This window comes from Agrobacterium sp. 22117, from assembly GCF_052045735.1.
GTDB lineage: Bacteria > Pseudomonadota > Alphaproteobacteria > Rhizobiales > Rhizobiaceae > Agrobacterium > Agrobacterium cavarae.
The window spans coordinates 1-26,222 of the sequence record NZ_JBQEPP010000003.1 but is presented as its reverse complement, the minus strand read 5'-3'; the positions used below and the strand labels follow the sequence as shown (position 1 = coordinate 26,222).

The 26,222-nt window shown below is 57.0% G+C and carries 25 protein-coding genes; 6 read left to right on the top strand and 19 right to left on the bottom strand.

Translation table 11 applies throughout. From position 1 onward, the window contains the following. Window positions 1–28: 28 nt before the first annotated feature. Together ACTJKV_RS08555 and ACTJKV_RS08550 are read left to right on the top strand one after the other, a co-directional pair. Window positions 29–670 carry an HD domain-containing protein gene (locus tag ACTJKV_RS08555; protein ID WP_274103787.1) on the top strand — a complete coding sequence of 214 codons (642 nt, stop codon included), beginning with the start codon at window positions 29–31 and terminating at the stop codon, window positions 668–670. A 10-nt stretch (window positions 671–680) separates the two neighbouring features. Then, a complete protein-coding gene (locus ACTJKV_RS08550) occupies window positions 681–1,526 on the top strand; it encodes an MOSC domain-containing protein (protein ID WP_274103788.1) in 846 nt (281 codons plus the stop codon). On the opposite strand, the gene ACTJKV_RS08545 is transcribed toward ACTJKV_RS08550, so the two are convergent. Continuing rightward, window positions 1,523–2,257 carry a class I SAM-dependent methyltransferase gene (locus ACTJKV_RS08545; RefSeq protein WP_274103789.1) on the bottom strand — a complete coding sequence of 245 codons (735 nt, stop codon included), beginning with the start codon at window positions 2,255–2,257 and terminating at the stop codon, window positions 1,523–1,525. The two genes, ACTJKV_RS08550 and ACTJKV_RS08545, sit on opposite strands and share 4 nt — an antisense overlap. A gap of 131 nt (window positions 2,258–2,388) precedes the next feature. Between ACTJKV_RS08545 and ACTJKV_RS08540 the strand changes: the two genes are divergently transcribed. Continuing rightward, on the top strand, window positions 2,389–3,621 hold the full coding sequence (locus ACTJKV_RS08540) for an MFS transporter (protein WP_440598609.1): 1,233 nt from the start codon (window positions 2,389–2,391) through the stop codon (window positions 3,619–3,621). 18 nt (window positions 3,622–3,639) lie between these two features. Here ACTJKV_RS08540 and recO read toward each other — a convergent pair whose 3' ends face one another. From recO to rpoZ, 11 genes are all read right to left on the bottom strand, one after another. Further along, a complete protein-coding gene (gene recO, locus ACTJKV_RS08535) occupies window positions 3,640–4,419 on the bottom strand; it encodes a DNA repair protein RecO (protein ID WP_112359575.1) in 780 nt (259 codons plus the stop codon). A gap of 298 nt (window positions 4,420–4,717) precedes the next feature. Beyond that, window positions 4,718–5,071, bottom strand: coding sequence for a response regulator (locus ACTJKV_RS08530; protein ID WP_062426149.1), 354 nt, complete (start codon window positions 5,069–5,071; stop codon window positions 4,718–4,720). Window positions 5,072–5,390: 319 nt separating this feature from the next. Next, window positions 5,391–6,143 (bottom strand): Crp/Fnr family transcriptional regulator, encoded by a 753-nt coding sequence (locus ACTJKV_RS08525; RefSeq protein ID WP_062425668.1) that lies wholly within the window; start codon window positions 6,141–6,143, stop codon window positions 5,391–5,393. 209 nt (window positions 6,144–6,352) lie between these two features. Beyond that, window positions 6,353–7,312 (bottom strand): GTPase Era, encoded by a 960-nt coding sequence (era, locus tag ACTJKV_RS08520; RefSeq protein WP_062425669.1) that lies wholly within the window; start codon window positions 7,310–7,312, stop codon window positions 6,353–6,355. A 10-nt stretch (window positions 7,313–7,322) separates the two neighbouring features. Continuing rightward, window positions 7,323–8,042 carry a ribonuclease III gene (gene rnc / locus ACTJKV_RS08515; protein WP_062425670.1) on the bottom strand — a complete coding sequence of 240 codons (720 nt, stop codon included), beginning with the start codon at window positions 8,040–8,042 and terminating at the stop codon, window positions 7,323–7,325. Further along, window positions 8,039–8,785, bottom strand: a complete 747-nt coding sequence (lepB, locus tag ACTJKV_RS08510) for a signal peptidase I (RefSeq protein WP_274103791.1) — start codon at window positions 8,783–8,785, stop codon at window positions 8,039–8,041. The genes rnc and lepB overlap by 4 nt, the downstream gene beginning before the upstream one ends. A 138-nt stretch (window positions 8,786–8,923) precedes the next feature. Further along, window positions 8,924–9,328 (bottom strand): holo-ACP synthase, encoded by a 405-nt coding sequence (gene acpS / locus ACTJKV_RS08505; protein WP_274103792.1) that lies wholly within the window; start codon window positions 9,326–9,328, stop codon window positions 8,924–8,926. Continuing rightward, window positions 9,325–9,903 (bottom strand): DUF2062 domain-containing protein, encoded by a 579-nt coding sequence (locus ACTJKV_RS08500; RefSeq protein WP_062425673.1) that lies wholly within the window; start codon window positions 9,901–9,903, stop codon window positions 9,325–9,327. Before ACTJKV_RS08500 ends, acpS begins: the two co-directional genes overlap by 4 nt. A gap of 218 nt (window positions 9,904–10,121) precedes the next feature. Then, a complete protein-coding gene (locus ACTJKV_RS08495; RefSeq protein WP_082447229.1) occupies window positions 10,122–10,268 on the bottom strand; it encodes a DUF3563 domain-containing protein in 147 nt (48 codons plus the stop codon). Window positions 10,269–10,459: 191 nt separating this feature from the next. After that, complete coding sequence (locus tag ACTJKV_RS08490; RefSeq protein WP_062426150.1) at window positions 10,460–12,694, bottom strand: RelA/SpoT family protein; 2,235 nt, start codon at window positions 12,692–12,694, stop codon at window positions 10,460–10,462. A 146-nt stretch (window positions 12,695–12,840) separates the two neighbouring features. Further along, window positions 12,841–13,233: a DNA-directed RNA polymerase subunit omega gene (gene rpoZ / locus ACTJKV_RS08485; protein WP_062425674.1), complete on the bottom strand. Its 393-nt coding sequence runs from the start codon at window positions 13,231–13,233 to the stop codon at window positions 12,841–12,843. Between the two features lie 280 nt (window positions 13,234–13,513). On the opposite strand from rpoZ, the gene ACTJKV_RS08480 reads away from it, so the two are divergent. Further along, on the top strand, window positions 13,514–14,089 hold the full coding sequence (locus ACTJKV_RS08480) for a LabA-like NYN domain-containing protein (protein ID WP_144620989.1): 576 nt from the start codon (window positions 13,514–13,516) through the stop codon (window positions 14,087–14,089). Between the two features lie 182 nt (window positions 14,090–14,271). After that, complete coding sequence (locus ACTJKV_RS08475) at window positions 14,272–15,762, top strand: globin-coupled sensor protein (RefSeq protein ID WP_274103794.1); 1,491 nt, start codon at window positions 14,272–14,274, stop codon at window positions 15,760–15,762. A gap of 124 nt (window positions 15,763–15,886) precedes the next feature. Here the strand turns inward: ACTJKV_RS08475 and ACTJKV_RS08470 are convergent, their stop codons facing one another. The 5 genes from ACTJKV_RS08470 to dapA all read right to left on the bottom strand — a co-directional run bounded on the left by ACTJKV_RS08470 (window position 15,887) and on the right by dapA (window position 20,974). Beyond that, on the bottom strand, window positions 15,887–16,582 hold the full coding sequence (locus ACTJKV_RS08470) for an FkbM family methyltransferase (RefSeq protein WP_112952318.1): 696 nt from the start codon (window positions 16,580–16,582) through the stop codon (window positions 15,887–15,889). Between the two features lie 72 nt (window positions 16,583–16,654). Then, the gene (locus ACTJKV_RS08465; protein WP_440598608.1) at window positions 16,655–18,589 is read right to left on the bottom strand and encodes a putative bifunctional diguanylate cyclase/phosphodiesterase; all 1,935 of its coding nucleotides are present in this window, start codon (window positions 18,587–18,589) and stop codon (window positions 16,655–16,657) included. Between the two features lie 9 nt (window positions 18,590–18,598). Beyond that, the gene (locus ACTJKV_RS08460; protein ID WP_274103795.1) at window positions 18,599–19,105 is read right to left on the bottom strand and encodes an oxidoreductase; all 507 of its coding nucleotides are present in this window, start codon (window positions 19,103–19,105) and stop codon (window positions 18,599–18,601) included. A gap of 366 nt (window positions 19,106–19,471) precedes the next feature. After that, entirely contained in the window at window positions 19,472–19,951 is a 480-nt protein-coding gene (gene smpB / locus ACTJKV_RS08455; protein WP_062425680.1) for an SsrA-binding protein SmpB, read from the bottom strand. A gap of 138 nt (window positions 19,952–20,089) precedes the next feature. Beyond that, the gene (gene dapA, locus ACTJKV_RS08450; RefSeq protein WP_062438982.1) at window positions 20,090–20,974 is read right to left on the bottom strand and encodes a 4-hydroxy-tetrahydrodipicolinate synthase; all 885 of its coding nucleotides are present in this window, start codon (window positions 20,972–20,974) and stop codon (window positions 20,090–20,092) included. A gap of 505 nt (window positions 20,975–21,479) precedes the next feature. On the opposite strand from dapA, the gene ACTJKV_RS08445 reads away from it, so the two are divergent. Then, window positions 21,480–23,555: a lytic transglycosylase domain-containing protein gene (locus ACTJKV_RS08445; RefSeq protein WP_274103796.1), complete on the top strand. Its 2,076-nt coding sequence runs from the start codon at window positions 21,480–21,482 to the stop codon at window positions 23,553–23,555. 296 nt (window positions 23,556–23,851) lie between these two features. On the opposite strand, the gene ACTJKV_RS08440 is transcribed toward ACTJKV_RS08445, so the two are convergent. Next, window positions 23,852–24,886: a porin gene (locus tag ACTJKV_RS08440; protein ID WP_274103797.1), complete on the bottom strand. Its 1,035-nt coding sequence runs from the start codon at window positions 24,884–24,886 to the stop codon at window positions 23,852–23,854. A gap of 262 nt (window positions 24,887–25,148) precedes the next feature. Then, window positions 25,149–26,222 (bottom strand): porin (locus ACTJKV_RS08435; RefSeq protein WP_440598607.1); only part of this gene is annotated, 1,074 nt, incomplete at its 5' end.

Below are 26,222 nucleotides of genomic sequence, written 5' to 3'. Positions count from 1 at the left end.
GCGATGTCATGAGAGTGGGGAATCGCGAATGCATGCTGGGTCCTTAGCGCCGTATGAAGCGCTTGCCGAAACGCTGATACCGCATGCGGCGGAAGGCGATGATGGATCGCATGATCTCGCGCATATTCACCGCGTCTTCCGCAACGCCATGCGTATTCATGCGCAAGAGGGCGGGAACGGCACGGTGCTGGCCGCAAGCGTGCTGCTGCATGATTGCGTGGCGGTGGAGAAGAATTCGCCACTGCGTTCACAGGCCTCACGTCTGGCTGCCGAGAAGGCGAGTGTCATTCTTGGCGGTCTCGGCTGGACGGAACCGGATATCGAAGCCGTGGCCCACGCCATTCTGACGCACAGCTTTTCCGCCAATCTGACGCCGGAATCGCTTGAGGCGAAGATCCTGCAGGATGCGGACAGGCTGGATGCCATCGGCATGGTGGGTGCAGCCCGCTGCTTCTACATTGCCGGGCGCCTGGGCTCGGCACTATACGATCCAGCCGACCCACTGGCGAAAGACCGTCCGCTCGATGATCGCCGCTTTGCCATCGACCATTTTGAAAACAAGCTTTTCAAGTTGGCCAATGGCTTTCAAACCGAAACCGGGCGACAGCTTGCAAAAGAGCGACATGAGCGTCTTCAACAGGTGCTCGATATGTTTCTGGACGAAATCTGAGGGAACGGCGATGCAGATCACCCAATTGAATATCTACCCTGTGAAGAGTGCCAGAGGCATTGCACTTTCGCAGAGCGCCATTTCCGCTGAAGGCCTGCCAGGCGACCGCCGCGCCATGCTGGTTGACCCCTCCGGTTATTTCATCACCCAACGCGAACTTCCTGCAATCGCCAGCTTGAACGTGGTGCCTGAAGCCGGCGGCTATCGCCTTTCCATCGATGGCAAGGGCGAAATCCTCGCCGTTCCGTCGCCCGCGCGGCTCGAGGTTACCGTCTGGAAATCAAACGTGGATGCCGCTCTGGCGACGGATGACGTCAACGGCACGCTGTCGCAGTGGCTCGGGAAAGAGATGAAACTCGCCTTCTTCGATGACCGCTCAACGCGCCTTGCCAATGTGGAGTGGACCGGCAACGAGACGCCCGTCACCTTTGCAGATGGCTACCAGATCCTCGTTGCGACCACTGCCTCGCTTGAGGCTCTCAACGCGGACATGATGGCCAATGGCGAAGACAGCATCGGCATGGAGCGTTTCCGCCCCAACATCGTGCTGGAGACGGATGAAGCATGGGCGGAAGATCGCTGGGCGGCGATCGATATCAACGGTATTCGCTTCGATCTCGTAAAACCATGCGCCCGCTGCATCATGACCACGCAAGACCAGAAAACGGGCTCACGTGATGTTCCCTCCCCGATGAAGGCCATGGGCCGTATCCGCATGTCCGCAGATCGTCGCGTTCCCGGCGTGCTCTTCGGCTGGAACCTGACCCCTCGCGGTGCAGGGACGATCAGCCTCGGGGATGTCGCCACGGTCGTGGAGTGGCGCGACGAGGCTTGGCCGATTAAGCGACGCGGCTAGATCTTACGCGCAGCCACGATGAGGAAGATCGGGCGGCGGTTCTCGTGCACGAGTTCCGGGCGCTCGGTGAGAAGAGCAGGATCCGGCTTCGGTTCCGATAGCCGCTCGACCGCAAAGCCCGCATCGATCAGCGAGTTGATGATGCTCGACAAGGTGCGGTGATACTTGATGACGTCATCCGCCATCCAGTTCGAATGGCGCTCGCCCTCCTGTTGATAATTGTCGAGCGGCCAATGAAGAATGTCGCCGGCTTCTCCGTAAAACCAGTCCTGCTGCTCAAGTGCAGTAAACACGGGATGTTCGATCGAGAAGACGAAGGAACCCCCCGTCTTCAGCAGCTTAAAGACTCGCGCAAAGACCGGCTCGAGCGACGCGACATAATGGAGAGCCAGCGAACTCAACACGACATCGAAGCTATCCGCTTCGAAGGTCGCATCTTCGATCGCCTCGCGCCGGTAGCTGATCCTGGGATGGGCATTGATCCGTTCCGCCCTCTCCAGCATCTTCTCTGACAGATCGAGGCCGACGACGTTTGCCGCGCCTTGCTCAACCGCGTAGCGGCAATGCCAGCCAAAGCCGCAGCCGAGATCCAGAACCAATTTCCCCTCCAGCGGCGGCAAGAGCGCACGGAACTCGTGCCATTCGCCAGCTTGTGCCAATCCGCCTTCCGAACGGGGCATGGCGCTGTAGCTTTCGTAGAAACCCTCATCGTCATAAATGTTCTGTTTCATCGCAGGCTCCAGTTTATCGATGATCGCTTATCGCGATGGTCCATCAACCTCGCTGATGCACCTGTCAAGAAAAGTCGCTGGTGTCCTCACGTGCGGATGAATACTGTTATTCTCCTATCCGGAGGAACATCATGGCCACATTATCCAGCGCGTCTACCAGCCGGCCCATGCCGTGGCTGATCATTCTGGCTGGATCGCTGATCGCCGTGATGACCTTTGGGCCGCGCTCGGCCATGGGTTTTTTCCAGCTGCCGATGCTGGCAGATACGGGCTGGGATCGCTCGACATTCGGGCTCGCCATGGCGCTGCAGAACCTCTTCTGGGGTCTGGGACAACCTTTCTTCGGCGCAATGGCTGACAAGTACGGCACCGGGCGGGTGCTTGTTCTCTCTGGCATCCTCTATGCGCTGGGGCTCCTGTGCATGTCCTTCGGCACCTCGCCCTTCTGGCTGCATTTCGGCGGTGGCGTTCTCGTCGGGCTTGGCATTGCAGCAGGTTCCTTCAGCGTCATCCTGTCGGCCTTTGCCCGGCATGTGACGCCTGAACAGCGCTCAATGGCCTTCGGGATCGGCACGGCTGCGGGATCGGCGGGCATGTTCATCTTCGCGCCCATCAGCCAGGGATTGATTTCCAATTATGGCTGGTCGGACAGTCTCGTCTTTCTCAGCGTCATGATGCTTTTGGTACCGCTTCTGGCATTTCCGCTGCGCGGTGACTCGTCGTCGGGCTCGCAGTCGCAGGCCCAATTTCAGCAGACCGTCGGTGCTGCTTTGAAGGAGGCGCTTGGTCACAAGAGCTACCTGTTACTGACCACCGGCTTCTTTGTTTGCGGCTTTCAGGTAGCTTTCATCACCGCACATTTTCCCGCCTATCTCGGCGATATCGGTATCGAACCGCGCTATGCGGTGATCGCCATGGCGCTGATCGGCTTCTTCAATATCGGCGGATCACTTGCGGCCGGCTTCATCGGGCAGCGCTATTCGAAGCCGCATTTTCTGGCCTATATCTATATCGGCCGTTCGATTGCGGTGACCGCCTTTCTCCTTCTGCCGCAGACACCCGTCTCCGTCGTCATCTTTGCCGCAGTGATGGGAATCCTATGGCTTTCCACGGTGCCGCCTACAAATGGCCTTGTCGCGATCATGTTCGGCACCCGTCACCTCGGCATGCTGGGTGGCGTGGTGTTCCTGTCGCATCAGGTGGGCTCGTTCCTTGGCGTATGGCTCGGCGGCTTCCTCTACGACAAGCTTGGCTCTTACGATCTCGTCTGGTGGCTGGGTGTTGTGATGGGACTATTTGCTGCCATCGTGCATTGGCCGATTGAAGAACGACCCGTCACGCGGCCTGCGGCTGCGGCGGCTTAAAGCCAAGAGACGAGTTGATCAACCGGGTTGACCGACTGGTCCTGCCCCGCCTGCCGGCTCATTCAACTTCCGCTCCAAGGCCTTCAGAGCCGCCTGGACGAAACCGTCGCGGGCGGCATTTTCTTGAATCCCTCTCGGCTCATAGACGTGTCTGTTGAGAAAATGATTCGTCAGGCGAAAGGCCGCAGACAGGCTTTGGCAATCCGCCGACGGTGCATGTGCCTCGCCAAGAAAGGGAGGCAGCGCCAGCATACGCTGCGCATAGGGCGCGCCAGCGGCACGAGAGACGGCTCTGCCTGTCTTTGGAGAAACATAGACAAGGTCGCTGCGAATTCCAGTCGCTGCACACTCGGTGAGATCGAGACCGAAGCCGAGATCGTTGAGCACGGCCAGTTCGAAGCGCACGAACAATTCGCCCGCATCAGCCGGGTCGGAGAGATTGTCGAGAATGACATCGAGCGCTCGATAGAGATGCGGGTGCGGATCGCGCTCCGGCAAGAGCCGCAGCAACGCCCCCATGGCCTGTACGCCATAAACGGCAGTCGCCGTTTCCATCAGTTGCGCGGCGCGCAATTGAAGCGGCTCGATCCGGTATTCACCCAAGTGATCATCAAGGCGGGCGCGCCAGGTGACATCGACGCGATTGCCGGCCTGTAGGACGGGCTGCATGGATCTGGACCGGCCACCCCGTACCATTCCGAGATGGCGCCCGCGGGCGCTCGTCATCACCTCGGCAATGACGCTCGTCTCGCCATGGCGCTTGACGCCAAGAATAATTGCCTCGTCCTGCCACTGCATGAAGATATCGCCCAGAGCTCAAACGCCACGACAGATAATCGTCGCATGACTAAAGCGTGTCGCGATCTTTCAGATTCGCTCCTTACGCTTTACAGCATCGGCCCGAAAATCGGAATCGTTTTTCGGAAAGCACGATGCGTAGATCAAAGAAGATAGAGCGTCATTTGGGCGTTCAACGGACGCACGGCGCTCCAGGTCTTTGTTTTATCGCATGTCGTTGTCGCAAAACCGATGCACACTTTTGCTTCGACCATGCATCAAAGCACCATAGTCTGCGCAAGTGGTTCAGGTCCAATGTTTACGCCATCAGGCGTGCGACGAATGACTTGAGTTCAGGCTCAGCGAAAGGCTTGTCGAGAAGCGGCGTATCGACGAAATCCTCGGGGAACCCGCTGGTATCCCCATATCCGCTGACAAAACCGAACGGAATGGCGTGATCTTTCAATCGTCTCGCCAATTCATAGCTCATCCCGTCCGAGAGATTCACATCCAACAGGACGCAGTCCGGACGCGCACGCTCCAGCGCTTCCTGGGCTTGGGCAAGAGTGGTCACGATGTCGACAGTTTCGACCCCCATAGACTGGAGGCAGGCTTCGGCGTCCATCGCAACCAGATACTCGTCCTCGATGATGAGAACCCGTTGAGGCACCATGTTTATTATATTCTCCGGGCCGGGCCTCAAATCGAAGGCCGATTTCATTAAATTAGCTTTACGTGTTCCTGACATCGCAGATCAGCTTCGCTGCGTCATTTAAAAAAGACATATCAGGATACCGGGTGAAGCCCCAGAAATCATGATTCAAAACTCGGTGAGAGCACGCTCGTAGCGTCGTGCACACCCTTGTGTGATGTGTGTCTCTTCACCCAAAAGCGCGTCGCGATGTTTCAGATTCGCTCCCCACGCTTTGAGTCTTTGTTTGATCGCATGTTGCTATCGCAGAACCGCGGCACAGTTTTGCTCGGACCATGCTTTAGATGAAGGGGCGCTTGCTGCGCGAATCGAGATCCCATCTCGCAAGGTTCGCAAGGCCCTCCTGATCCAGCACGAGACAGCCCTTGTCGATCCAGCGGATGAAGTTTCGTTCCGCAAGTTTTTTCAGCGTCTTGTTCGTGTGCACGATGGAAAGCCCGAGCGTATCTGCCACATGTTGTTGTGTGACGGGAATGGGCACGCCCTTTTGCAGCAGTCCGACGCGTGTCGCCCTTTGATGCAGGAATGCCAGAAGATAGGCCGCGCGTTCGATGGCCGTTCGCCGGCCGACACTCAACAGATGACTATCGAGCATGCGCTCTTCGCTTGCAGCGATCCAGGTGAGGTCGAAGGCAAGCGAGGGGTGATCGGTGAAAAGGCTGTGGAGGCGCCCGCGCTCGAAGACGCAAAGCGTTACAGGCGACAAGGCCTCTACTGAGTGCTGCATCTCTCCCATTACAGTGCCCTGCAGACCGACGAGGTCTCCCGGCATCAGATAGTTCAAGATCTGCCGCCGCCCGTCCTCCAGTGTCTTGTAGCGAAAGCCCCAGCCTTCCAACACCGTGAAGAGATGGGCGCTGTGCGACCCCTCCATCAGGATCAGTGCGCCGCTTTCGACGCTCAGTTCACCCGTCTTGAAGTGCGAAACGAAATCAAGCTCCGGCGGAGTGAAATCACGGAAATGCGGCATGTCGCGAAGCGGGCACTCTTCACATGGCGTAGTGGAAACGCCGCTCGGCTTTTTTGGAGACATGACAATCCGTTAGAGGCAAGAAATGGGGTCGAGGTATCAGACGTATCAGTCCTATCACAAGACCTCTTTCCGCATTCTTGCGACCAGTCTCACAAAGGCATGACACGATGGTGAGCTTTCGCGACTTGATCCATCGCCTGCCCACCTTACTGCTTGTTTTTATGCATGTCTCATTCGCGAAGCGGTTATCCGCTTCGCTTTCGTTACGCTCAATTGCGCGGGAATTCCAAGCCCATCTCGCGGAAGCGCTCCGGATCGTCGCCCCAGTTCTCTCTTACCTTGACGAAGAGGAAAAGGTGAACCGGCTGTTCTAGAATTTCCGAAAGCTCCTTGCGCGATGCGGATGAGATGGCCTTGATCGCCTCCCCTCCCTTGCCAAGCGCAATCTTCTTCTGGCTGTCGCGCTCGACATAGATGACCTGCTCGATACGCACAGAGCCATCCTTGCGCTCTTCCCATTTTTCCGTCTCCACATGGGAGGCGTAGGGCAGTTCCTGATGCAGACGCAGGAAGAGCTTTTCACGCGTGATTTCCGCCGCGAGCTGGCGCATCGGCAGATCGGAAATCTGATCTTCCGGGTAGTACCATGGGCCCTGCGGCAGTTCGCTCGACAGGTAGTTCATCAGGTCATCGCAGCCGGAGCCGTTGGTGGCGGAAATCATGAAGGTGCGATCGAAGGCAACGATGTCGTTTGCTGCAGCCGCAAGCTTCAGCAGGTCTTCGCGCTTCACCTGGTCGATCTTGTTGAGGCACAGGATCTTCTTCTGGCGAACGTCCTTCAGGCCTTGCAGAATGGTTTCTGCGTCACCCTTTAGACCGCGCTCGCTGTCGATCAGCAGCAAAATAATGTCTGCGTCCTTGGCGCCACCCCAAGCGGAGGTGACCATCGCGCGGTCCAGCCTGCGGCGTGGCTTAAAGATGCCTGGAGTATCCATGAAGACGATCTGCGCATTGTCATGAATGGCGATCCCGCGCATTACCGCACGCGTCGTCTGCACCTTGTGGCTGACGATCGAGACCTTGGCGCCCACCAGCCGATTGACCAGCGTCGACTTACCGGCATTGGTCGGCCCGATCAGCGCAACGAAACCCGAGCGCGTCGGGGCAACTGCCTTGGCATCATCATCATTGCCCTCACCGGGCGCTGCGGCGAAATCATTCTCAGTCATGGGTGTCCAATCAGTTTGCGGCAGATGGTTTCTGCCAGACGCCTTCGCGTTCCAATAGTTTTGTCGCAGCGACCTGTTCTGCCGCACGTTTCGAGCGATCGACGCCTGTTTCCGGCGCAACGCCTGGAATTTCCACGGTCACTGTAAAGCGCGGATCGTGATCCGGTCCGGAGCGATCGTCAACCCGGTAGTTGGGGGTCGCAGCGAACTTCGCGTGCGCCCATTCCTGTAGTTCGGTCTTTGCATCGCGACGACCGGCATCCGCACCGTTGGCGCGGCCTTGCCAGTACTTCAGAATGAAGCTGCGCGCAGCCTCCAGGCCGCCATCCAGATAGATGGTAGCAATGAGACTTTCTACAACATCGGCACGCACGTTCAGCATGGCTTTGCCGGTCAATTTCTTGACGTCGGAGCCCGTGCGGATGAAGAGATGCAGTCCCATTTCATCGGCAATTGCTGCACAGGAATCGGCGCTGACAAGCTGGTTCAAGCGAACGGAAAGCTCGCCTTCCGTCGCGTTGCGGAAGGTGGAGAACAGCAACTCAGCGACACAGAGCCCGAGAACCCGGTCGCCCAGAAACTCAAGACGCTCATAGTTACCGGCTTTTGCGGAGCGGGCACTTGCATGTGTCAAGGCCCGGTCAAGCCGGGCCTTTTCCTTGAATTCATATCCGATCAACGCTTCCAGACGGGCGATCTCGTCCGTCTGGAGCGGCTTGGCCTTACTCATTTAACAACCTTGAAGATGCGATCCCAGCGCATATTTGCGGGCCATTCCCAGATATGGCTGAACGGCGTGTCGTTGCCGAGCGAGAAGAAGATGAGGTTGGCACGACCGATGAGGTTTTCAGCGGGCACGTAACCGACGTCGAAACGGCTGTCGAGCGAGTTGTCACGGTTATCGCCCATCATGAAGTAGTGACCTTCAGGGACGATGAACTCGCGGGTATTATCGCCACGGCTATCCGGCGACTGATCAAGCGTGTCATAGCTGACGCCATCCGGGAGTGTTTCGCGGAAGACTGGCACATCGGTGCCCGGATCAGCTCGGTAATCCGACGTGAAGAAGCCGTCCGGCTCCTTCGGAACGGGATTGCCATTGATATAGAGCACGCCGTTCGTCACCTGAATGCGGTCACCGGGCAGACCGACGAGCCGCTTGATGTAATCCACCTCCGGGTTCGGCGGCAGGCGGAAGACCACCACGTCGCCGCGTTTCGGCTGGCTGAACTCCAGAATACGACCGGAAAACAGGTCGGGCGAGAAAGGCAGCGAGTACTTGGAATAGCCGTAGGAAAACTTGTTGACGAACAAATAGTCCCCGACCAAGAGCGTCGGCATCATTGAGCCAGACGGAATGGTGAAAGGCTGAAACAACACGGTGCGAATAACCATCGCCAGCAGAAGAGCCTGAACGATGACCTTGACGTTTTCCCAGAGGGCGTTCTGCTTCTTTTCTGCTTTTTCGGACACTTAGAGACCTGTCTGCTCGTTCTTCGTCGTTGTCATAAAACCGCTCAACGGTCTTCTGAGATGCTTTAGTGCCTTTCAAGACCAAAGGGAAGCTTTTCTATCGACATGCGTACCGGTCAGCCCGTTGCTGCTCTGACGTCATCTGGAAAGGGGAAGCGCCTCGATTATGACGAAGGCCTGCGCATAGGGAAAGTCATCGGTAATCGTCAGGTGGATCACCGCCCCATGCCCAGCCGGCAGCATGGACTGGAGCCGCTCACCTGCGCCGTTGGTCAGACGCATTGTCGGCTTGCCACTTGGCAGGTTAATGACGCCCATGTCCTTCCAGAACACGCCCTGTGCCAAACCGGTCCCCAGCGCCTTCGAGCAGGCTTCCTTGGCGGCGAACCGCTTAGCATAGGACGCGGCGCGGTTCTTGCGCCGGTCGGATTTTTCTCGCTCGATATCGGTGAAACAGCGGTGGGTGAATCTGTCGCCAAAGCGTTCGATGGAGGCCTCCACCCTGCGGATATCGATGAGATCGCTGCCCAGCCCGATAATCATTCAACCACGTCCATGATGGCGTTACGGTTTGCGGCACGCGCGGCAATCTTTTGATGCTTGCGCTGACGGAAACCACTGATGACTGCATAGACCACAGCGTAGGTAACGACGGCGGAAATAGCAGCGGGAATCAGCGAACCGATCGTCATCGGCTCCAAAACCGGCTTCCACAGCTGCAGGAAGTTCATATGCGCGAATATTTCCACGAAATCCACGCGCGCCGCCACCTCGCCGCCATTGCGGCCAAGAATGAAATGACCGAGCTCCCAGGTGGACGCCCATATCAACGGAAACGTCAGTGGGTTGGCAAAAGTGGTTCCGAGCGCTGCGGCAACGAGATTTGCACGCAGAACAAAACCGATCATCATGGCAATCAGAATATGGATTCCAAGAAAGGGTGTCCAGGCAACAGCCACGCCTGTTGCCGCCCCCGCGGCCACCGCATAGGGCGACGCCGAAAGGCGGACCAGCTTCAACTTCATATAGCGGAGAGAACGGCGCAGCCCCATACGCGGCCACAGCGCAGCGAGGAGTCTTTCAGAGAGTTTTGCAGGACGGCGGCGGCGAAATGGCATGTGCGGACTTTATGTCATCGCCTGCATTCCGCCAAGTGGCGAAAAAGGCGCCGTACCGGAAGCGCATCACGATCCGCTGGACCGATTCCTGCGCTTCAACTATCAATTCTCTCGCACGCCTTATCCAGAAACTTTGAACGATGTTCCGCGGCGTGCGTTAACGGAGCCCCATTTGGCTCCGCATGAGCGTGGCGGCATGGCCGCCATGCATTTTTGTCTTATCTACGAAACATGCCGCGATCGACTTCACGCTGGCGCAGTTCTAGATCCACAGTGGAGACCGAGCCGCTGAGGTAATCGAATTCGCGTTCCTGAACCGACTTGCCACGAACAGCGCGGGCGATCTTACGAAGCGGTGCAAACATTTGCATTTCCTTTCCAGACTTGAGGCTTTGTCTTCAACGACAGGATTGCCGGAGGAAACCTCTGTTGCTCTTTATTTCTGGACTGAAGATAGCTGCATGGCCGCGCAATGACTACGGATAAGACAAGGTCGCTGCCATGCATTGAGCGCATAGCAACGGCCTTGAAGGCATTTATTTAAGCAATGAATGCATCAATCGAAGGCACGTTTCACCGTTGAAACGCAGTCGAGGTCCTTCAATTGAGACAGAAGCTGGTTCAGCTGGCGCAGATCCCAGACTTCCACGTCGAGCGAAAGTTCGGAAAAGTCGGTGCCGATCCGCACCATGTTGAGCGCTCGGATGTTCACATCCAGCGTCGCGATGGATTGAGCCACGGAGGCCAGCGTGCCCGGCTCATTCAACGCGTTGATCAACAGCCTCGCCATGAAGCGGGACTTGTTCGCCTCATCGAGATCCCAGCGCACATCGATCCAGCGTTCCGGTTCATCATCAAATCGTTGAAGCGCAGGAGACTGGATCGGATAGATGGTGATTCCCTTCCCTTTCTCCATGATGCCAACGATCCGGTCACCCGGAACTGCGCCTGTCGCGCCGAAATGGACCTCGACATTATCGGACAGACCGCGGATCGGCATCGGATCGGGGCCATCCAGCACTTCGGTGGCGCCATCATCTTCGAGTGCGGAACGTGATTTTCCGGGGATCTTGAAGATCATGCCAGAAGCGCTGCGCATATTGAACCAGCCATCGTCGCCCGTCATCTTCACGGTCACGCGCTCGTCCTGATAATCCGGGAAGACTGCACGTAGTACATCGAGAGACGACACCTCGCCGCGACCGACCGCCGCAATCGCATCCTCCGCATCCTTCTGAGCCAGACGGTGCAACACGGGCTTCAGCGCCTCTCGAGAGAAGGTCTTGCCGGCCCGTTCGAAGGTGCGCTCCAGAATACGATAGCCCAGACCCGCATATTGCTTGCGGATCGCCATGCGGGTTGCACGGCGGATCGCCGAGCGCGCCTTGCCGGTGACAACGACCTCTTCCCAGGCGGCAGGCGGGACCTGGACGCCGGAGCGAATGATTTCTACTTCATCACCATTGTTGAGGCGTGTGACGAGCGGCATGATGCGGCCGTTGATCTTCGCACCGACGGTGGTATCGCCGATATTGGTGTGTACGGCATAGGCGAAGTCGATGGGAGTCGCACCACGCGGCAGGGCAATGAGCTTGCCCTTGGGCGTGAAACAGAAGACCTGATCCTGAAACAGCTCGAGCTTGGTGTGCTCGAGAAATTCTTCGGGGTTGTCGCCTTCGGCAAGCGATTCGATCGTATGGCGCAGCCAGGAATAGGCGTTGGTCTCGGTCGAAAGCTGTTCCGTGTCGCCCGTTTCGCCATCCTTGTAGAGCGAATGCGCCGCAATACCGTATTCGGCAATCTCGTGCATGCGGCGGGTGCGGATCTGCAGCTCGATACGCTGGCGAGACGGGCCAACGATGGTCGTGTGGATCGAACGATAATCGTTCTGCTTCGGCGTCGAGATATAGTCCTTGAAGCGACCGGGTACTACACGCCAACGCGTATGCACGATACCGAGCGCGCGGTAGCAAGAGGGAATATCCTGTACAAGAAGGCGGAAGCCATAGACATCCGACAATTGCTCGAAGGACAGCGACTTGGACTGCATCTTACGGAAAACCGAATAGGGCTTCTTCTGCCGCCCCTTGACCATGGCACCTTCGACGCCATTGGCCAGCAGCAATTCGCGCAGCTCGTCCTCGATCTTCTTGATCAGGCCCTCATTGCGCTCTTCCAACTCCTGCAGTCGCTTGGTGACGGTCTCGAAGGCATCGGGGTTGAGATAGCGAAACGAGAGATTCTCAAGCTCGTCGCGCATATCCTGCATACCCATGCGACCGGCAAGCGGTGCATAGATTTCCATCGTCTCTTCGGAGATGCGGCTGCGCTTATCCGCCGGCATATGCTCCATGGTGCGCATATTGTGCAGGCGGTCGGCAAGCTTGACCAAAAGCACACGAACGTCGTCTGAGATGGCAAGCAGCAGCTTGCGCAGATTCTCCGCCTGCTTGGCCTTCTTGCTGACCAGATCGAGCTTCTTGAGCTTCGTCAGGCCCTCGACCAGCCGGCCGATATCTTCACCGAACATCTCGTCGATTTCGGCACGCGTCGCGCTGGTGTCTTCGATCGTGTCATGCAGGAGAGCGACGGCTATGGTCGACTCATCCAGATGCATTTCGGTGAGAATGGCCGCGACCTCCAGAGGATGGGAGATATAGGGGTCGCCATTGGCCCGCTTTTGCTGGCCATGCTTCTGCATCGCGTAAACATAGGCCTTGTTCAACAAGGCCTCATTCACATCAGGCTTGTATGTCTGAACCCGCTCCACGAGTTCGTATTGTCGCATCATGAATGGGATGCCCCGAAAAAGAAAGCGCGCCAACTGACGGGGACGACCCCGTCGGACTGGCGCACGATGATACATAATCCAGGATCAGATTATGACGACAATCAACTCCTAAGCGCAACCGGAAAAACGCCGGTCTCACGCTAAGCTTAGTAGTCGTCGTTCTTTTCCGGCGGAACGAGACCTTCGATACCGGCCAGAAGCTCCTCTTCCGACATCTGGTCGAAAGTGATGGTTTCCGGTGCGTCGTCGTCTTCGTTCTCGGTTGTCGCGTTGGCGGCAATCGTAACCGGATCGGGTTCCGGCTCATCCACTTCCACATGCTTCTGCAGCGAGTGAATCAGATCTTCCTTCAGGTCGTCGGGCGAAAGCGTTTCATCGGCAATCTCGCGCAGAGCAACGACCGGGTTCTTGTCGTTGTCGCGATCAACCGTGATCTGAGAGCCTTGCGAAATCTGGCGCGCGCGGTGGCTTGCCAGGAGAACGAGCTCGAAACGGTTGTCTACTTTGTCAATGCAATCTTCTACTGTGACACGGGCCATTGCCTGTCCTTTGCGGGTCGTGATGTCGCTGATTAATGGTCCCGATACAGACATTGTCCGAGAATTTCAAGTTTTTCCTCATTTCACGTGGTTTGTCTCACAAGAGACGCAACCACCCGCCCTTTTATTAGTTAGTGCAAATTGTAGCGGCAGGTCTGGACTGCGGGCCGAACGAGCTTATATGAATGCTTAATAATGTATCGCAGACCGAGATATTAGCTGATATCCGATACTCTTATTATATTCGCGGCTGGGAGCCGCTTTGGAGGAAGCCCACTTTATGTTCGACCCACGTGAGAAAATTGCGCTCTTTATTGATGGGGCGAACCTCTACGCTGCATCGAAAAGCCTTGGTTTCGACATTGATTACCGCAAACTGCTGAAGGCCTTTCAGAAGCGCGGCTACCTGTTGCGCGCCTATTATTACACTGCCCTCATCGAAGATCAGGAATATTCCTCCATTCGGCCGTTGATCGACTGGCTTGACTATAATGGCTACAAGGTCGTCACCAAGCCTGCCAAGGAATTTACCGACGCGATGGGCCGCCGCAAGATCAAGGGCAACATGGATATCGAGCTTGCCGTCGATGCCATGGAACAGTCCGAGACAGTGGACCATCTCGTTCTCTTCTCAGGCGATGGCGACTTCACGACACTGGTGGATGCTCTGCAGCGCAAGGGCCGCAAGGTCTCCGTCATTTCAACCATGTCGACGCAGCCGCCTATGATTGCCGACGATCTGCGCCGCCAAGCCGACCATTTTATCGATCTCCTGTCTCTCAAGGCAGAGATTGGGCGTGATCCCAGCGAACGTGCGCCTCGCCCGCCGGTCGAGACCGCAGAAACTGTCGACTGAAGACTTACGCGTTGTTTTGCTTGTGCCAGGCGCTCAGGATCGCTCCTGGCGCCTTAACACTACCCCTACCAAAGGTTGATTTATTACTTTAGCAAATAATTAACCATGGTTGTGTTTTTCTGTCCTTATTGATTTTTTACGTGCAGTTGGGGAACGCGCACGAACAGTAGGGGCTGTTTTACATGACGGGGCTGCACAACAATTCTCAATTGACCGAGAGACTCGATTTTCTCGGTCTCAACGCGGAGCAAAGGCAAGATCTCGCCTCTGTGAAGACAACCATCACCGGTACGCTCAGCAGCTCGCTCGATGCCTTCTACAAGAAGGCGCGAGCCGTTCCAGATACAGCGAAGTTCTTTTCCAGCGAAGCCCATATCCAGCACGCCAAGAGCATGCAGGTCAGCCACTGGACGCGCATATCATCTGGCGTCTTCGACGCTGATTATACCAAGGCGGTGAGTGCCATCGGGCGCACCCACGCGCGATTGGGGCTTGAGCCGCGCTGGTATATCGGCGGCTACGCCCTTGTGCTGGAAGGCATCATCAAGGCTATCGTCGAATCCGAACTGAAGGGCTTCCTGGTCGAGAAAAAAGGCAAGAAGGTTGTCAAAGGTATCAGTGCAACGGTCAAGGCCGCGATGCTGGACATGGATTACTCGATCTCCGTCTATCTCGACGTGCTCGCCGACGAACGTGCGAAGATAGAAGCAGAGCAGAAGCGCATGAAGGCAGAGCAGGACCACGTTCTGGCGCTGCTCAACAGCGCACTTGACCGGATGGCGCAGGGTGATCTTACCTCGCGCATCGATGGTGCCCTGCCCGCAGAATTCGCCGGTCTCAAGGAAAACTTCAACGCTGCGATCAGCCGTCTTTCTGGGGCTTTCGCCGAGATCGTCGACGAATCCCACAAGATCGCCAACAATACGCGGGAATTGACATCGGCAACCGACGATATGGCGCGCCGCACCGAGCAGCAAGCTGCCTCGCTGGAAGAGACAGCCGCTGCCATCGACCAGATCACCACCATCTCCAAGCAATCGGCATCAAGGACGGAAGAAGCGCAGGCGATCGTCAAGAGTTCGGCGGACGAAGCCGCCCGCTCCCGTCATATCGTCAGCGAAGCTGTCGAGGCGATGAGCGCAATCGAGGGCTCATCGCAGAAGATCACGCAGATCATCAGCGTGATCGATGAAATCTCTTTCCAGACCAACCTTCTGGCGTTGAATGCCGGCGTCGAGGCCGCACGCGCTGGTGAGGCGGGCAAGGGCTTTGCGGTCGTCGCACAGGAAGTTCGCGAATTGGCCCAGCGCTCGGCTTCCGCCGCCAGGGAGATTCGCACACTGATCGACAAGTCGTCTCAGGACGTGGCTCAAGGCGTTTCCCTCGTCAACCGCACCGGTGAGGCGCTGAACTCCATTGGCGGCAAGGTCGACGATATTCACGAACACATCGGCGCGATTACCCAAGCGGTGCGCGAACAGGCCGTCGGAATCCAGGAAATCAACATGGCCATCAACAGCATGGACCAGCTGACCCAACAGAACGCGGCGATGGTGGAAGAGACCAATGCCTCTACGCACGGCTTGAGCGACATCAGCAGCAATCTGGCAGCGCTGATTTCGCGCTTCCAGGTCGAAAAATCGATAACCTATCAGCAGCATCGCGCCGCGTAACGCAGAAGGCCTTTAGAGCGCCCTGCGTCCTACTGGACGCACGGCGCTCGATCTTCTTTGATCGAGGCATCGTGCTTTCTGAAAATCGCTTCCGATTTTCGGGCAGATGCTGTAGGCCCGCTTTTCAGTCCACGTCCGGATCATATTCGCGCGGTCCATCGTCCTTGGCGAAGAGGACGCAGGGGCCGCGAGATCCCCGAGGATCATAGGCAAATCCTTTTTCCGCCAGCGCCTGGGTGATATCGCGAACACCCGAAAGGCCATAGAGATGGTCGTGGAGCTCGACGAAAATCCGCTCCACGCCCTTAAGCTTGGCATCGCGCAAAAGATCGCGCTCCGCCCCTTCGATATCCATCACCAGTACGTTGACGTCATGCTGCTGGATGAAGGCGTCGATATTCTCCGAGCCGATTTCGATGCGGCTTTCATAGGGGCCTTGCTTCTCGTCCATGGATGACATCCACAGATCGCGCCGAACGTAGAAGATATGCGTGTCTGGATCCCCTGCGGTCAAAAGTCCCTGAGAGAACCGCACATTTCTTGCGCCATTGGCTTCCAGAATTCGTTCGGCAAGACGTGCCGTCGATGGGTTTGCCTCGAAAGCAAAGACCGACACGTCCGGAATGCGGGCAATGACAGAGGTAATGACACCGATGCCTGAGCCAAGCTCCAGCACACGGTCTCCGGGTCTTACAGCCCGCGCCACGCTTCTGGCTTCCTTCGCTTCATAACTGCCATCCTTGAGAGCCTGCCAGATTACCGGCGAGACTTCGTCTGACGACAAACGTAACAGGACGCCGTGTATCTCAAACGCTTCCATATTGCGTCCTTTCATAGTCCTTTAGGGAGAGCTCAGCTTGTTGGAGTGGATTGGCAGGCCGCTTGAGAACTTTCAAGCATAGATGCCATAGGCCGTGAGTTCGCTTGCAGGAACAGGCTTGCCGATCAGATAGCCTTGGATTTGGTCGCAGCCGAGTTGGCGCATGTGGGCGAACTGTTCTTCCGTCTCAACACCTTCGGCAATCATCGTCATGCGCAACTTACGGCCGAGCCCCACAACGAATTCGACGATGGCCAGCGCGTCCTGACTGCTGGTGATATCAGACAGAAAGGACTGGTCGATCTTAAGCTTGTCAAATGGAACGCGGCGCAGATTTCCAAGCGATGAGTAACCCGTGCCAAAATCGTCCATTGCCATGCTAATGCCGACCGCCTTGAGGTTGTCGAGAATGGCAAGCGTCTGGTCGCTGTTGCCGAGAAGCACGGATTCGGTGATTTCCAGCTCGAGACGCGCGGGATCGAGATTGCTCTTTTCCAGGGCTTCGACGACGTTTTGAATGAGATTGCTGCTGTGAAGCTGGACAGGCGAAAGGTTGATGGCAATCTTGATATTCGGCTTCCAGAGTGCCGCCTCTTTGCAGGCCGTCTCCATGACCCATTTTCCAAGCGCGTTGATAAAGCCGGTTCTTTCCGCAACAGGAATGAATTCCGCCGGTGGCACGCGTCCGCGCACAGGGTGCGTCCAGCGTAAGAGCGCTTCAAATCCGCAGACAGCGCGCGTCTCTGTCGATACTTGCGGCTGGTAGAACACATCCATTTCGTTGTTCTGGAGAGCCGCCTGCAGGTCAGCTTCGAAAGATCGCTTTTCTGCCAGCTGGCTCTGCATATAGGGTCTGTAAACGCTGAGGCTGCCCGCCCCCTCGCGTTTGGCCTCATAGAGCGCGAGATCCGCGTGCTTCAGCAACTCATCGGCATGGGATTGCCGGTGGGAGATCGCAATGCCGACACAGGTGCCGATCTTAATATCCATGTCCCCGATATGGTATGGGCTCGCGATCCTTTCGACCAGGCAGCGAGCAAGATCGAGCGCTTGGTCTTCGTCAAGATTGTCCGCCACTAGGGCAAACTCGTCGCCCCCCAACCGACAGATCAGCTCGTGGTTTTTTCTGATCGGTAGTATGCGCGCAGCCACGGCCTGGAGGAGGCTATCGCCGACGTCATGGCCGAGCGTGTCATTGATCTCCTTAAACCCGTCGAGATCGAGGAGAAGCAGCGCAACCTTATCGATGCCGGATGGGGGGTCGAGCCGGCGCACGAGTTCACGCCGGAAAAGTGCGCGGTTGGGAAGATTTGTCAGTGCGTCATGGTAGGCATCATACTCAAGGCGAAGGTTGTTAGACTGCAACTCTAACGTTGCAGTCTGTAATTCTTCCGTCAAAAGTGTGAGCTTTGTCTGGGCGCGATCGAGCAACTGGTTGTGCCGCAAGAGAAGAAAGATCAGCGCCATGCCGCAAAGGATCAAACCTCCGGCAAGTCCGGTATAAATAATGTGGAGCTTGCGGACCTCTGCGTGGGCGGCGTCGATGATCTCGACGTCATTGGCGACGGATTCCGCAGCAACCGACGTAAGCTGTGGAACGTGGCCGCTGATCACCGGAAGCAGCGCCCTTGCCTCCGTGGGGCTCAAGTCGTCCAGCCTTTTATCGACGTCCTCAAGGAGCTGGTCAACTTCTCCAATGACCTTCCGCATGTCCGGCTTTGCATCGATGAAGGCGGCTAGGCTCCCTTCCCTTAGAGAGTTCATTCTGCCAAGCACGATATCAAGGCGAAGTCGCAGCTCGTCCTTGTCAAATCCCTCTATGCCAAGAGCATATTCGGCAAGCAGGCTTTCAAAACGGACATATTCCCCCACGGTCTGGCTGACAGCCCATGAGTCGTTGTAGCGAGCAAATTTCTGGAGCGCGTTCTGCCGCTCAGCTATCACATAAGCGATGTAGCCGGTGGCGAGTATGAAGCAGCAAACAACGACTGCCAGCGCCTTTCGCAAATGTCACCTTTATTCAACTATGAGTTTGGCCACTTGCCAAGCGGAGCGCGTGTAGTAGATCTGTGACTGAAGTTCTTGCATGCTATCATAGGGATATATGATGAAGAGCGGTCCCTTATCCCTGACCTGCATATATTCCCCGTCTCGCTTCATGGCAAGAATGACATTGTACTGGGTGAAATCCTTAACAGGAATCGTGCTGACATAGTCGTTCAGCGCCACGGCCTTGACGGTTTCTCCCTTGGCGCCTACGAACTCCATGAGCTTCGCCATGGAAACACCTTCAAAACGAACACGCGTCTCGTACCATGGAGTCTGTGTTTCCACGATAACCAGCCCCATCTCTTCCAGAGCGTCCCGATCGAACTGCGCCGTGCCGTTGACGTTGGTGTTGGCGATATTGCCTGAGATGGTGAGGATCGGCTTTCCCTTGGGCGCCGGAAAGTCTTTGGCATATACGCCCGCAGAGGAGACACCGAACAGCAGGAGGCAGAGAATGAAGCGAATGATAGTCATTGGAGCACGCCCTTCTAGCCGGATTGAGACGGAGGCGAGACCGCTCCACAGCCTCCGTTTTTAGATGATTATAAATTAGATTGTATTGAACTATCTTCGCGCAGTTTCGATCCATAGAGACAAGGCGAATGGTCGTATGGCTCATAATACGCGTCTTTACATTACTTAGACACCGGGAAAAGAATCATCCTATGCGAGAAGCCTTGAGGCACTCTCTCCTAGCGTTTCCTTTTCCAATGGTAACAATGAATTTGATCAGCCGACTTTAAACTTTCGGCCATAGATAATGATCTATTAACAAACAGACGCCGAGCTGCGAGGCTGCGACTCGATCGGCGCGGCCTCAACGTTAGCCGCACGCTGTCCTCAACCGCCTGTTTTCAGCAGCCTGGATTTTTGCCGGTTCCAGTCGCGCTCCCTCTCCGTCTCGCGCTTGTCATGGAGCTTTTTGCCCTTCGCCAAGGCCAGTTCGAGCTTCGCGCGCCCCTTGTCGTTGAAGTAGATCTTCAAAGGTACAAGGGTCATGCCATCACGGTTGATCCCGGCACGCAGACGATTGATCTCCCGCTTGTTGAGGAGCAGCTTACGACGGCGGCGGGGCTCGTGATTGAAGCGGTTCGCCTGGAGATACTCAGGCAGGTGCGAGTTGATCAGCCAGATCTCATCGCCTTCGTCGGACGCATAGGATTCGGCAATGTTGGCCTTGCCCTCGCGCAGCGACTTAACCTCGGTGCCGGTCAGCACCAGCCCCGCCTCATAGGTGTCGAGTATCTCGTAATTGAAGCGCGCCTTGCGGTTTTCCGCGACGACCTTGTTTACGATGCGCTGGCTGCCTTTGGGGGCCATATCCTGATCCACTTCTCTGCCCGCACATTGAGTAATGTGCGGCTTTCGGCGCTTATGTAATCAAACCAGGGCCGAAAGTGAAGATGCGCGGCTTGCGCGCATCAGTCTTATCACATCCACACAGGCGCTTTGCCGTGCTCAGTTCAACAAGCCTGCATGCTTGAGGGCTGCATCGATTGCCGCTTCTGTCGATGGCTCCAACGTGTCCATCAGTGGCGAGCGGACCTTGCGGCTTCCATTGCGCGTCCGGGAGATCGCATATTTGGTGCCACAGACGCCGGGCTCCATGAAGATGGCCCTATGGAGCGGCATGAGACGGTCCTGATAGTCGAGCGCCAGTGCGTAGTCGCCAGCAGCCATGGCTGCCTGGAACTCGGCACAGAGGCGGGGCGCAACGTTGGCAGTGACCGAGATACAGCCGACGCCGCCATGGGCGTTGAAACCCAGCGCCGTGCCATCTTCTCCCGACAATTGAACAAAGTCTTTGCCGCAATGGATGCGCTGCTCGGAAACGCGATCAAGCTTGCCGGTGGCATCCTTGACGCCCACGATATTTTTGTGCGCTTTGACGAGCGCACCCATCGTCTCCGGCGTCATATCGATCACCGAGCGTGGCGGGATGTTATAGATGATGATCGGGAGATCGACCGCTTCCGCGACAGCGGAGAAGTGCGCGAAGAGCCCCTTCTGCGTCGGCTTGTTGTAATAGGGCGTGACGACCAGAAGCGCATCTGCGCCGACTTCCTGCGCGTGCAGTGCAAGCTCGATGGCCTCACTGGTATTGTTGGAGCCAGCACCGGCAATCACCGGAACCCTCTTCGCCGCGACCTCGACGCACAGCTCGACCACACGTTTATGCTCGTCATGCGACAGGGTCGGTGACTCTCCCGTGGTGCCGACGGGCACAAGGCCGCTGCTGCCTTCGGCAATCTGCCACTCCACATGGGCGGCGAAAGCCGTTTCGTCCACTGCGCCATCGGCGGTGAACGGCGTAATCAGGGCGGGAATAGATCCCTTGAACATGCAAAACTCCTTGCGGTAAGCCAGTCCATGCTTCAGCCGCATTCCGTGGTTAAAACGGTTGTCACATTAGTTGGGAGCCAGTCGCCCCACAAGCGTTTAACCGAGGCTTTCGTCTAGGAAACGTAAATAGTTTCTTGGCCTGGACCGGCATCCAGCGTCATCACACAGATGATTGGTTTGGAGCGTTTGGTGAGCGCAGCGTTACCGAAATTTGATCGAATGCGAGGCCTTCGCTTAAGGTTTCGTTAAGGCTGCAAGCAGCTAATGGATACAAGGGCGACATTCTGCGGAGCTTCACGCGCATGGGCGATAGGAAACGCGGATGGCGCTACAGCATCGGCCCGAAAATCGGAATCGCTTTTCGCAAAAAACACGATGCGTCGTTTCGAAGAGTTGGAGCGTCCTTAGTGCATACAAAAGGACGCACGGCGCTCTGAGGCACAGCTTCGTGTCTTTTGAGATAGAGCTGCAATCGTGTTCGGTATGGTCCGCTGGTGAGTAAGGGATGAAGAAAACAGCAGTTTTTGGTTTGATGGCAGCGGGCGTGGTCGCAACCGTTTGGGGCGCGTGGGCGGGACCGGCGTCAGAAGGTGTCGTCCCCCTGCCCTTCGCGCGTCCCAACGCCCCTGCCGTTCCGGCCTTCCTGCCCGCTTCGCCTGAGGTAACAGGCTCGATCATCCGGCCCGCGAACCCGGTTGACGTTTCCCAACTGAAAGCGGGCCTCGACGCGCTGTCCAACAGAAACGCCAGTGGGGCAATTGCTATTCGCAACAGCCTGCCGGCCACCAGTCTTGATCGCCACATCCTGACCTGGGCTATCGCCATATCCGGCCAGAGGGACGTTTCCTCGGCGGAAATTACGGCCGCTCAACGGGAGCTTGAAGGCTGGCCGGGCCTTTTTACGCTAAGAGCCAATTCTGAACGCGCGATGCTGCGGGAAAATCCCTCCGCTGCGCAGGTGCTGACCGCATTTGCTTCGTCCAGACCCGAAACGCCGGAGGGCACAATTGCGCTGGCTCAGGCGCTCACCTCATCCGGCAACGCCCAGCGTGCCCAGCAACTCATTCGCCAGCTGTGGGTGAGCGAAGGCATGGATACCGATCTGGAAGATCGGGTGATCGCCGAATTCGGTGGCGTCCTGTCGCCCGCCGATCATAAGGCCCGGATGGACTACCTCATGTATCGCAGCCGTGTGAGCCAGGCCAAGCGGTTTGGCGATCTCGGCAAGGCGCAGTCGCTGTACAAAGCCTGGGCTGCCGTTCTTCAACGCGCCAACAATGCGCCGGCCTTGTTGAATGCCGTCGAAGCCTCCTGGCGCAACGATCCTGTCTATCTCTTCGCCCAGATCGAAAACCTCCGTCATCAGCAAAAATACGACGATGCTGCAAAGCTTCTGGCGCGCGCGCCGAAGGAGAGCGGCAAGCTTGTCAATCCTGGAGAGTGGTGGAACGAACGCCGGATCATTGCCCGGGGACTTGCAGATCTCGGTGATTTCCAAGGCGCTTATCGTGTGGTGGCCAATCATTCCGCAGCCTCGCCCGTCGATGTTGCAGATGCGGAGTTCCATGCTGGGTGGTACGCTCTACGCGCGATGCACGACCCGGCACTTGCCGCACGGCACTTCAACGCCCTTCTTGCCGCGTCCAATCGACCTCTTTCCGCCTCCCGCGCCTATTATTGGCTTGGACGTGCTGCCGAGGCCGGCGGACCAGGCCAGGCGCGCGACTATTTCTCCAAGGCCGCATCTCATCCCGGTACTTTTTACGGCCAGCTTGCCGCCGCACGCATCGGCGTGACGACCCTCAACGTCACCTACCCCTCGCCAAGTGCTGCCGATCGCGATCGCTTTGCTGGCCGCGAAGCGGTGCGTGCCATCGAGCGGCTGGAGGCGGCGGGCTATAGCTGGCGCGCAGACGGGATTTACCGCGCGCTCGCGGAGCAGATCGACAGCCCCGGTGAATTGGCAATCCTTGCGTCACGCGCCGAGCGTAACAACAATCACCAGGTCTCTTTACAGATCGGCAAAACGGCTTTCAGCCGCGGCATTGATGCCGCCGCCCTCGCCTACCCCATCGGCGTCATACCGGTGAGCGCCAATATTTCCGGATCGGGCAAGGCCCTTGCCTACGCCATTGCCAGACAGGAAAGCGCCTTCAACCCGGCGGCCGTTTCGCCTGCCAATGCGCGCGGTCTTCTTCAACTTCTGCCGGGAACGGCCAAGGGTGTCGCGAGCCGCCACGGCATGGCCTACACACAAGCGAAACTGACCACGGACGCCGGATATAACGCCACGCTCGGCGCTCACTATCTCGGTGAGCAGATCGATAGCTTCGGCGGCTCCTACATCCTCACCTTCATCGCCTATAATGCCGGGCCGAAGCGCGTGCCGGAATGGATCGCCCGCTACGGGGATCCGCGCGGAAAACCGATCGATGAGGTTGTGGATTGGATCGAACGCATCCCGTTCCCCGAGACGCGCAACTACGTTCAGCGGGTGATGGAAAACTATCAGGTCTATAAAACTCGGCTTGGTCAGCAAGCGGACATCGTCAACGATTTGCGCAACGGCCGAGCAGGTTGAGGGTGGAGGATTCCTGATCCGCGCATCATCCGACGATGATTCCGCCGCTTGCGTAGGGAATGAAGCGCATTGCAATTGTAATTCGTGATGCGCACACGAGCTTCGTATTCTGGCGCCCGTCAAATCGATGAACCTGTGAGCCATTCAGCGCAATATGACGAAGAGGAGCGTGACGGCTTTCATATCCGCAAACACACGCTGATCCGCCGCCCGGCCATTAATGGCCAACTATTCAAGCCTCCCAAAACAAAAAGCCCGGCGCGAGGCCGGGCTTTGTCATAGCGTCGTACCTAAAATTAGAAGTCGCGCTGAAGACGAACGAAGCCTGTCCAGAATTCCGGACGGTTTTCTTCGTCGTAGTAGTTTGCCGTTACCTTGGTGGTGAAGCCTTCCACGACCTTGTAATCAACCGTCAGACCTGCGGTCCAGGCATCATTGTTGGACCAGCCGGTGTTGACGATGTCGAATGCCGCATCCTTCGTCGCTACGTTGCCAAGCCATTGAACGCCAGGTGTGATGGTCAGCTTGTCGGTGACTTTATATGCGTATTCTGCAACAACCGCCCACTCCGAAAGCGCGTAATAGGCATTGACGCCGGAAGCGTAGACGCCAGCAAAGCTAAATGCGCCGGGGCCGACATCGAAAGCACCGATCAGGCGGACAGCGCCGTCCTCGCGATCGGTATCGTAGCCGCCGATGAGCGACAGGCTGCCACCACCAAATTTCCCAGCAAGGCTTCCAGCGATACCGACGTTATTGTCGCTGTTGGTGTCACCAACAAAAGTGATACCTTCCAGCTCATCAACCGAGATACCAGCCGTGAAGGCGCCGGCATCGTAGGAATAGCGGATGGAGTTGAACAGCGTGTTGGATGAGAGAAGATCCGTCTCGCCGGAGAGATCGTCATCCCACCAGCTGTAGAACTTACCGACCTTCAGGCCGCCGAGTTCGATGAAAGCCTGATCGACAAAGGCTGACGAAGAGGCAGCAGAACCGTTGTCAGCATTGCCTCGGAAGCCGATGAAGCCTCGCAGCGCCCCCAGTTCGGTATCCGACCGCACGTCCATTTCAAACTGAGCGCGTGTGAAGCTATCCCAATCCGACGGTCCCGATTCGTTAGGGCCAAAATCTGTTTCGAAGCGGATGTAACCGCCGAACTTCAGGCAGGTCTCTGTGCCTGGAATGTAGAAGAAACCAGCGCCGAAGGCGTCGCAAACCCGTACGTATTCCAGAGGCTCAGGCTCAGCAGCGACGATGGCGTCGGCGGCATGCGCGTTAGACATGGTTGCTAGTGCAGCAGCGGCACCAAACAAAAAGCTCTTGATGTGCATATCGATCTCCAAGCGAATCAGGAGAAGCAGCGGGCAAATTGCAAACATGCGTTGCTTCTTGAGCTTGATTAGATGCAAAGACGTACGGCCATGCAACAAGCATTGAGTTAATTCGGAAACCTTACGATCTGCTTCCTTTGGAACTGTGGCCCGCGCACAACAAAATGTGATCATCCTTAATTGCATAGGCGGCACAGCTCCAATCAAAACAAAAAACCCGGCTCGAAAGCCGGGTTTTCATAATTGACCTAGTCAGGTCAGATTAGAACGAACGCTGTAGGCGAACAAAACCGGTCCAGAAGTCAGGACGATTGTCTTCGTCGTAGTAGTTCGCGGTAACCTTTGTCGAAAGACCTTCGGTGATCTTGTAGTCAACGGTCAAGCCAGCAGTCCAAGCATCGTTGTTAGACCAATCAGCATTGACGATCGAGTAGCCGTCAGCTGGGTTCTTGACGGCGACATTGCCGAGCCACTGCGCGCCGGGGGTGATCGTCAGACGATCGGTTGCCTTGATCGCGTACTCAACAGCAACTGCCCACTCGGACAGAGCGTAGTAGGAGTTCACGCCAGAAGCATACACGCCAGCAAGACCCAGGGTACCAGGACCGATGTCGGCGGTTGCGATCAGACGGACAGCGCCTTCTTCACGGTCAACATCGTAGCCGCCAATGAGCGAAGCCGTTGCGCCACCGATCTTGCCGGCGATGCTGCCCGAGATGCCAACGTTGTTGTCAACGTTGCCAAGAGCGACATCGTTGCCGAAGGAGATGCCTTCCAGCTCGTCAACCGAGAGACCAACTGCGAATGCACCGGTGTCGTAGGAGTAACGAATGGAGTTGAACAGGGTGTTAGAAGAAAGCAGATCGGTCTCGCCGGAGAGATCGTCGTCCCACCAGTTGTAGAACTTACCGACCTTCAGGCCACCAAGTTCGATGAAGGCCTGATCAACGAATACCGACGAAGAAGCGGAAGAACCGTTGTCAGCATTGCCGCGGAAGCCGATGAAGCCGCGCAGAGCGCCGAGCTCGGTGTCTGTGCGAGTATCAACTTCGAACTGAGCGCGCGTGAATGCGTCCCAGTCAGAGGTGCCGCCGTTCGAGGTGCCAGCAGTCGTGCCGTCACCGCGCTGGAAATTGGTCTGGAAACGAACGTAGCCGCCGAACTTCAGGCAGGTTTCCGTACCAGGAATGTAGAAGAAGCCTGCGCCGAAAGCGTCGCAAACGCGAACGTATTCCAGTGGCTCAGGCTCAGCAGCAACGATCGCGTCAGCGGCCTTTGCGCCAGATACTGCTGCAAGAGCTGCAGCGGAGCCAATGAGAAGGCTCTTGATGTTCAT

Bases quoted from the DNA above. Each gene is read 5' to 3' on its own strand.
- ACTJKV_RS08500 (WP_062425673.1), bottom strand. From the start codon at position 9,903: ATGCCATTTCGCCGCCGCCGTCCTGCAAAACTCTCTGAAAGACTCCTC.
- rnc (WP_062425670.1), bottom strand. From the start codon at position 8,042: ATGAGTAAGGCCAAGCCGCTCCAGACGGACGAGATCGCCCGTCTGGAA.
- dapA (WP_062438982.1), bottom strand. From the start codon at position 20,974: ATGTTCAAGGGATCTATTCCCGCCCTGATTACGCCGTTCACCGCCGAT.
- ACTJKV_RS08475 (WP_274103794.1), top strand. From the start codon at position 14,272: ATGACGGGGCTGCACAACAATTCTCAATTGACCGAGAGACTCGATTTT.
- ACTJKV_RS08495 (WP_082447229.1), bottom strand. From the start codon at position 10,268: ATGTTTGCACCGCTTCGTAAGATCGCCCGCGCTGTTCGTGGCAAGTCG.
- ACTJKV_RS08525 (WP_062425668.1), bottom strand. From the start codon at position 6,143: ATGTCTCCAAAAAAGCCGAGCGGCGTTTCCACTACGCCATGTGAAGAG.
- ACTJKV_RS08555 (WP_274103787.1), top strand. From the start codon at position 29: ATGCATGCTGGGTCCTTAGCGCCGTATGAAGCGCTTGCCGAAACGCTG.
- rpoZ (WP_062425674.1), bottom strand. From the start codon at position 13,233: ATGGCCCGTGTCACAGTAGAAGATTGCATTGACAAAGTAGACAACCGT.
- ACTJKV_RS08445 (WP_274103796.1), top strand. From the start codon at position 21,480: ATGAAGAAAACAGCAGTTTTTGGTTTGATGGCAGCGGGCGTGGTCGCA.
- ACTJKV_RS08540 (WP_440598609.1), top strand. From the start codon at position 2,389: ATGGCCACATTATCCAGCGCGTCTACCAGCCGGCCCATGCCGTGGCTG.
- ACTJKV_RS08480 (WP_144620989.1), top strand. From the start codon at position 13,514: ATGTTCGACCCACGTGAGAAAATTGCGCTCTTTATTGATGGGGCGAAC.
- ACTJKV_RS08530 (WP_062426149.1), bottom strand. From the start codon at position 5,071: ATGGTGCCTCAACGGGTTCTCATCATCGAGGACGAGTATCTGGTTGCG.
- ACTJKV_RS08460 (WP_274103795.1), bottom strand. From the start codon at position 19,105: ATGACTATCATTCGCTTCATTCTCTGCCTCCTGCTGTTCGGTGTCTCC.
- era (WP_062425669.1), bottom strand. From the start codon at position 7,312: ATGACTGAGAATGATTTCGCCGCAGCGCCCGGTGAGGGCAATGATGAT.
- ACTJKV_RS08470 (WP_112952318.1), bottom strand. From the start codon at position 16,582: ATGGAAGCGTTTGAGATACACGGCGTCCTGTTACGTTTGTCGTCAGAC.
- ACTJKV_RS08545 (WP_274103789.1), bottom strand. From the start codon at position 2,257: ATGAAACAGAACATTTATGACGATGAGGGTTTCTACGAAAGCTACAGC.
- acpS (WP_274103792.1), bottom strand. From the start codon at position 9,328: ATGATTATCGGGCTGGGCAGCGATCTCATCGATATCCGCAGGGTGGAG.
- ACTJKV_RS08550 (WP_274103788.1), top strand. From the start codon at position 681: ATGCAGATCACCCAATTGAATATCTACCCTGTGAAGAGTGCCAGAGGC.
- ACTJKV_RS08490 (WP_062426150.1), bottom strand. From the start codon at position 12,694: ATGATGCGACAATACGAACTCGTGGAGCGGGTTCAGACATACAAGCCT.
- smpB (WP_062425680.1), bottom strand. From the start codon at position 19,951: ATGGCCCCCAAAGGCAGCCAGCGCATCGTAAACAAGGTCGTCGCGGAA.
- ACTJKV_RS08440 (WP_274103797.1), bottom strand. From the start codon at position 24,886: ATGCACATCAAGAGCTTTTTGTTTGGTGCCGCTGCTGCACTAGCAACC.
- recO (WP_112359575.1), bottom strand. From the start codon at position 4,419: ATGCAGTGGCAGGACGAGGCAATTATTCTTGGCGTCAAGCGCCATGGC.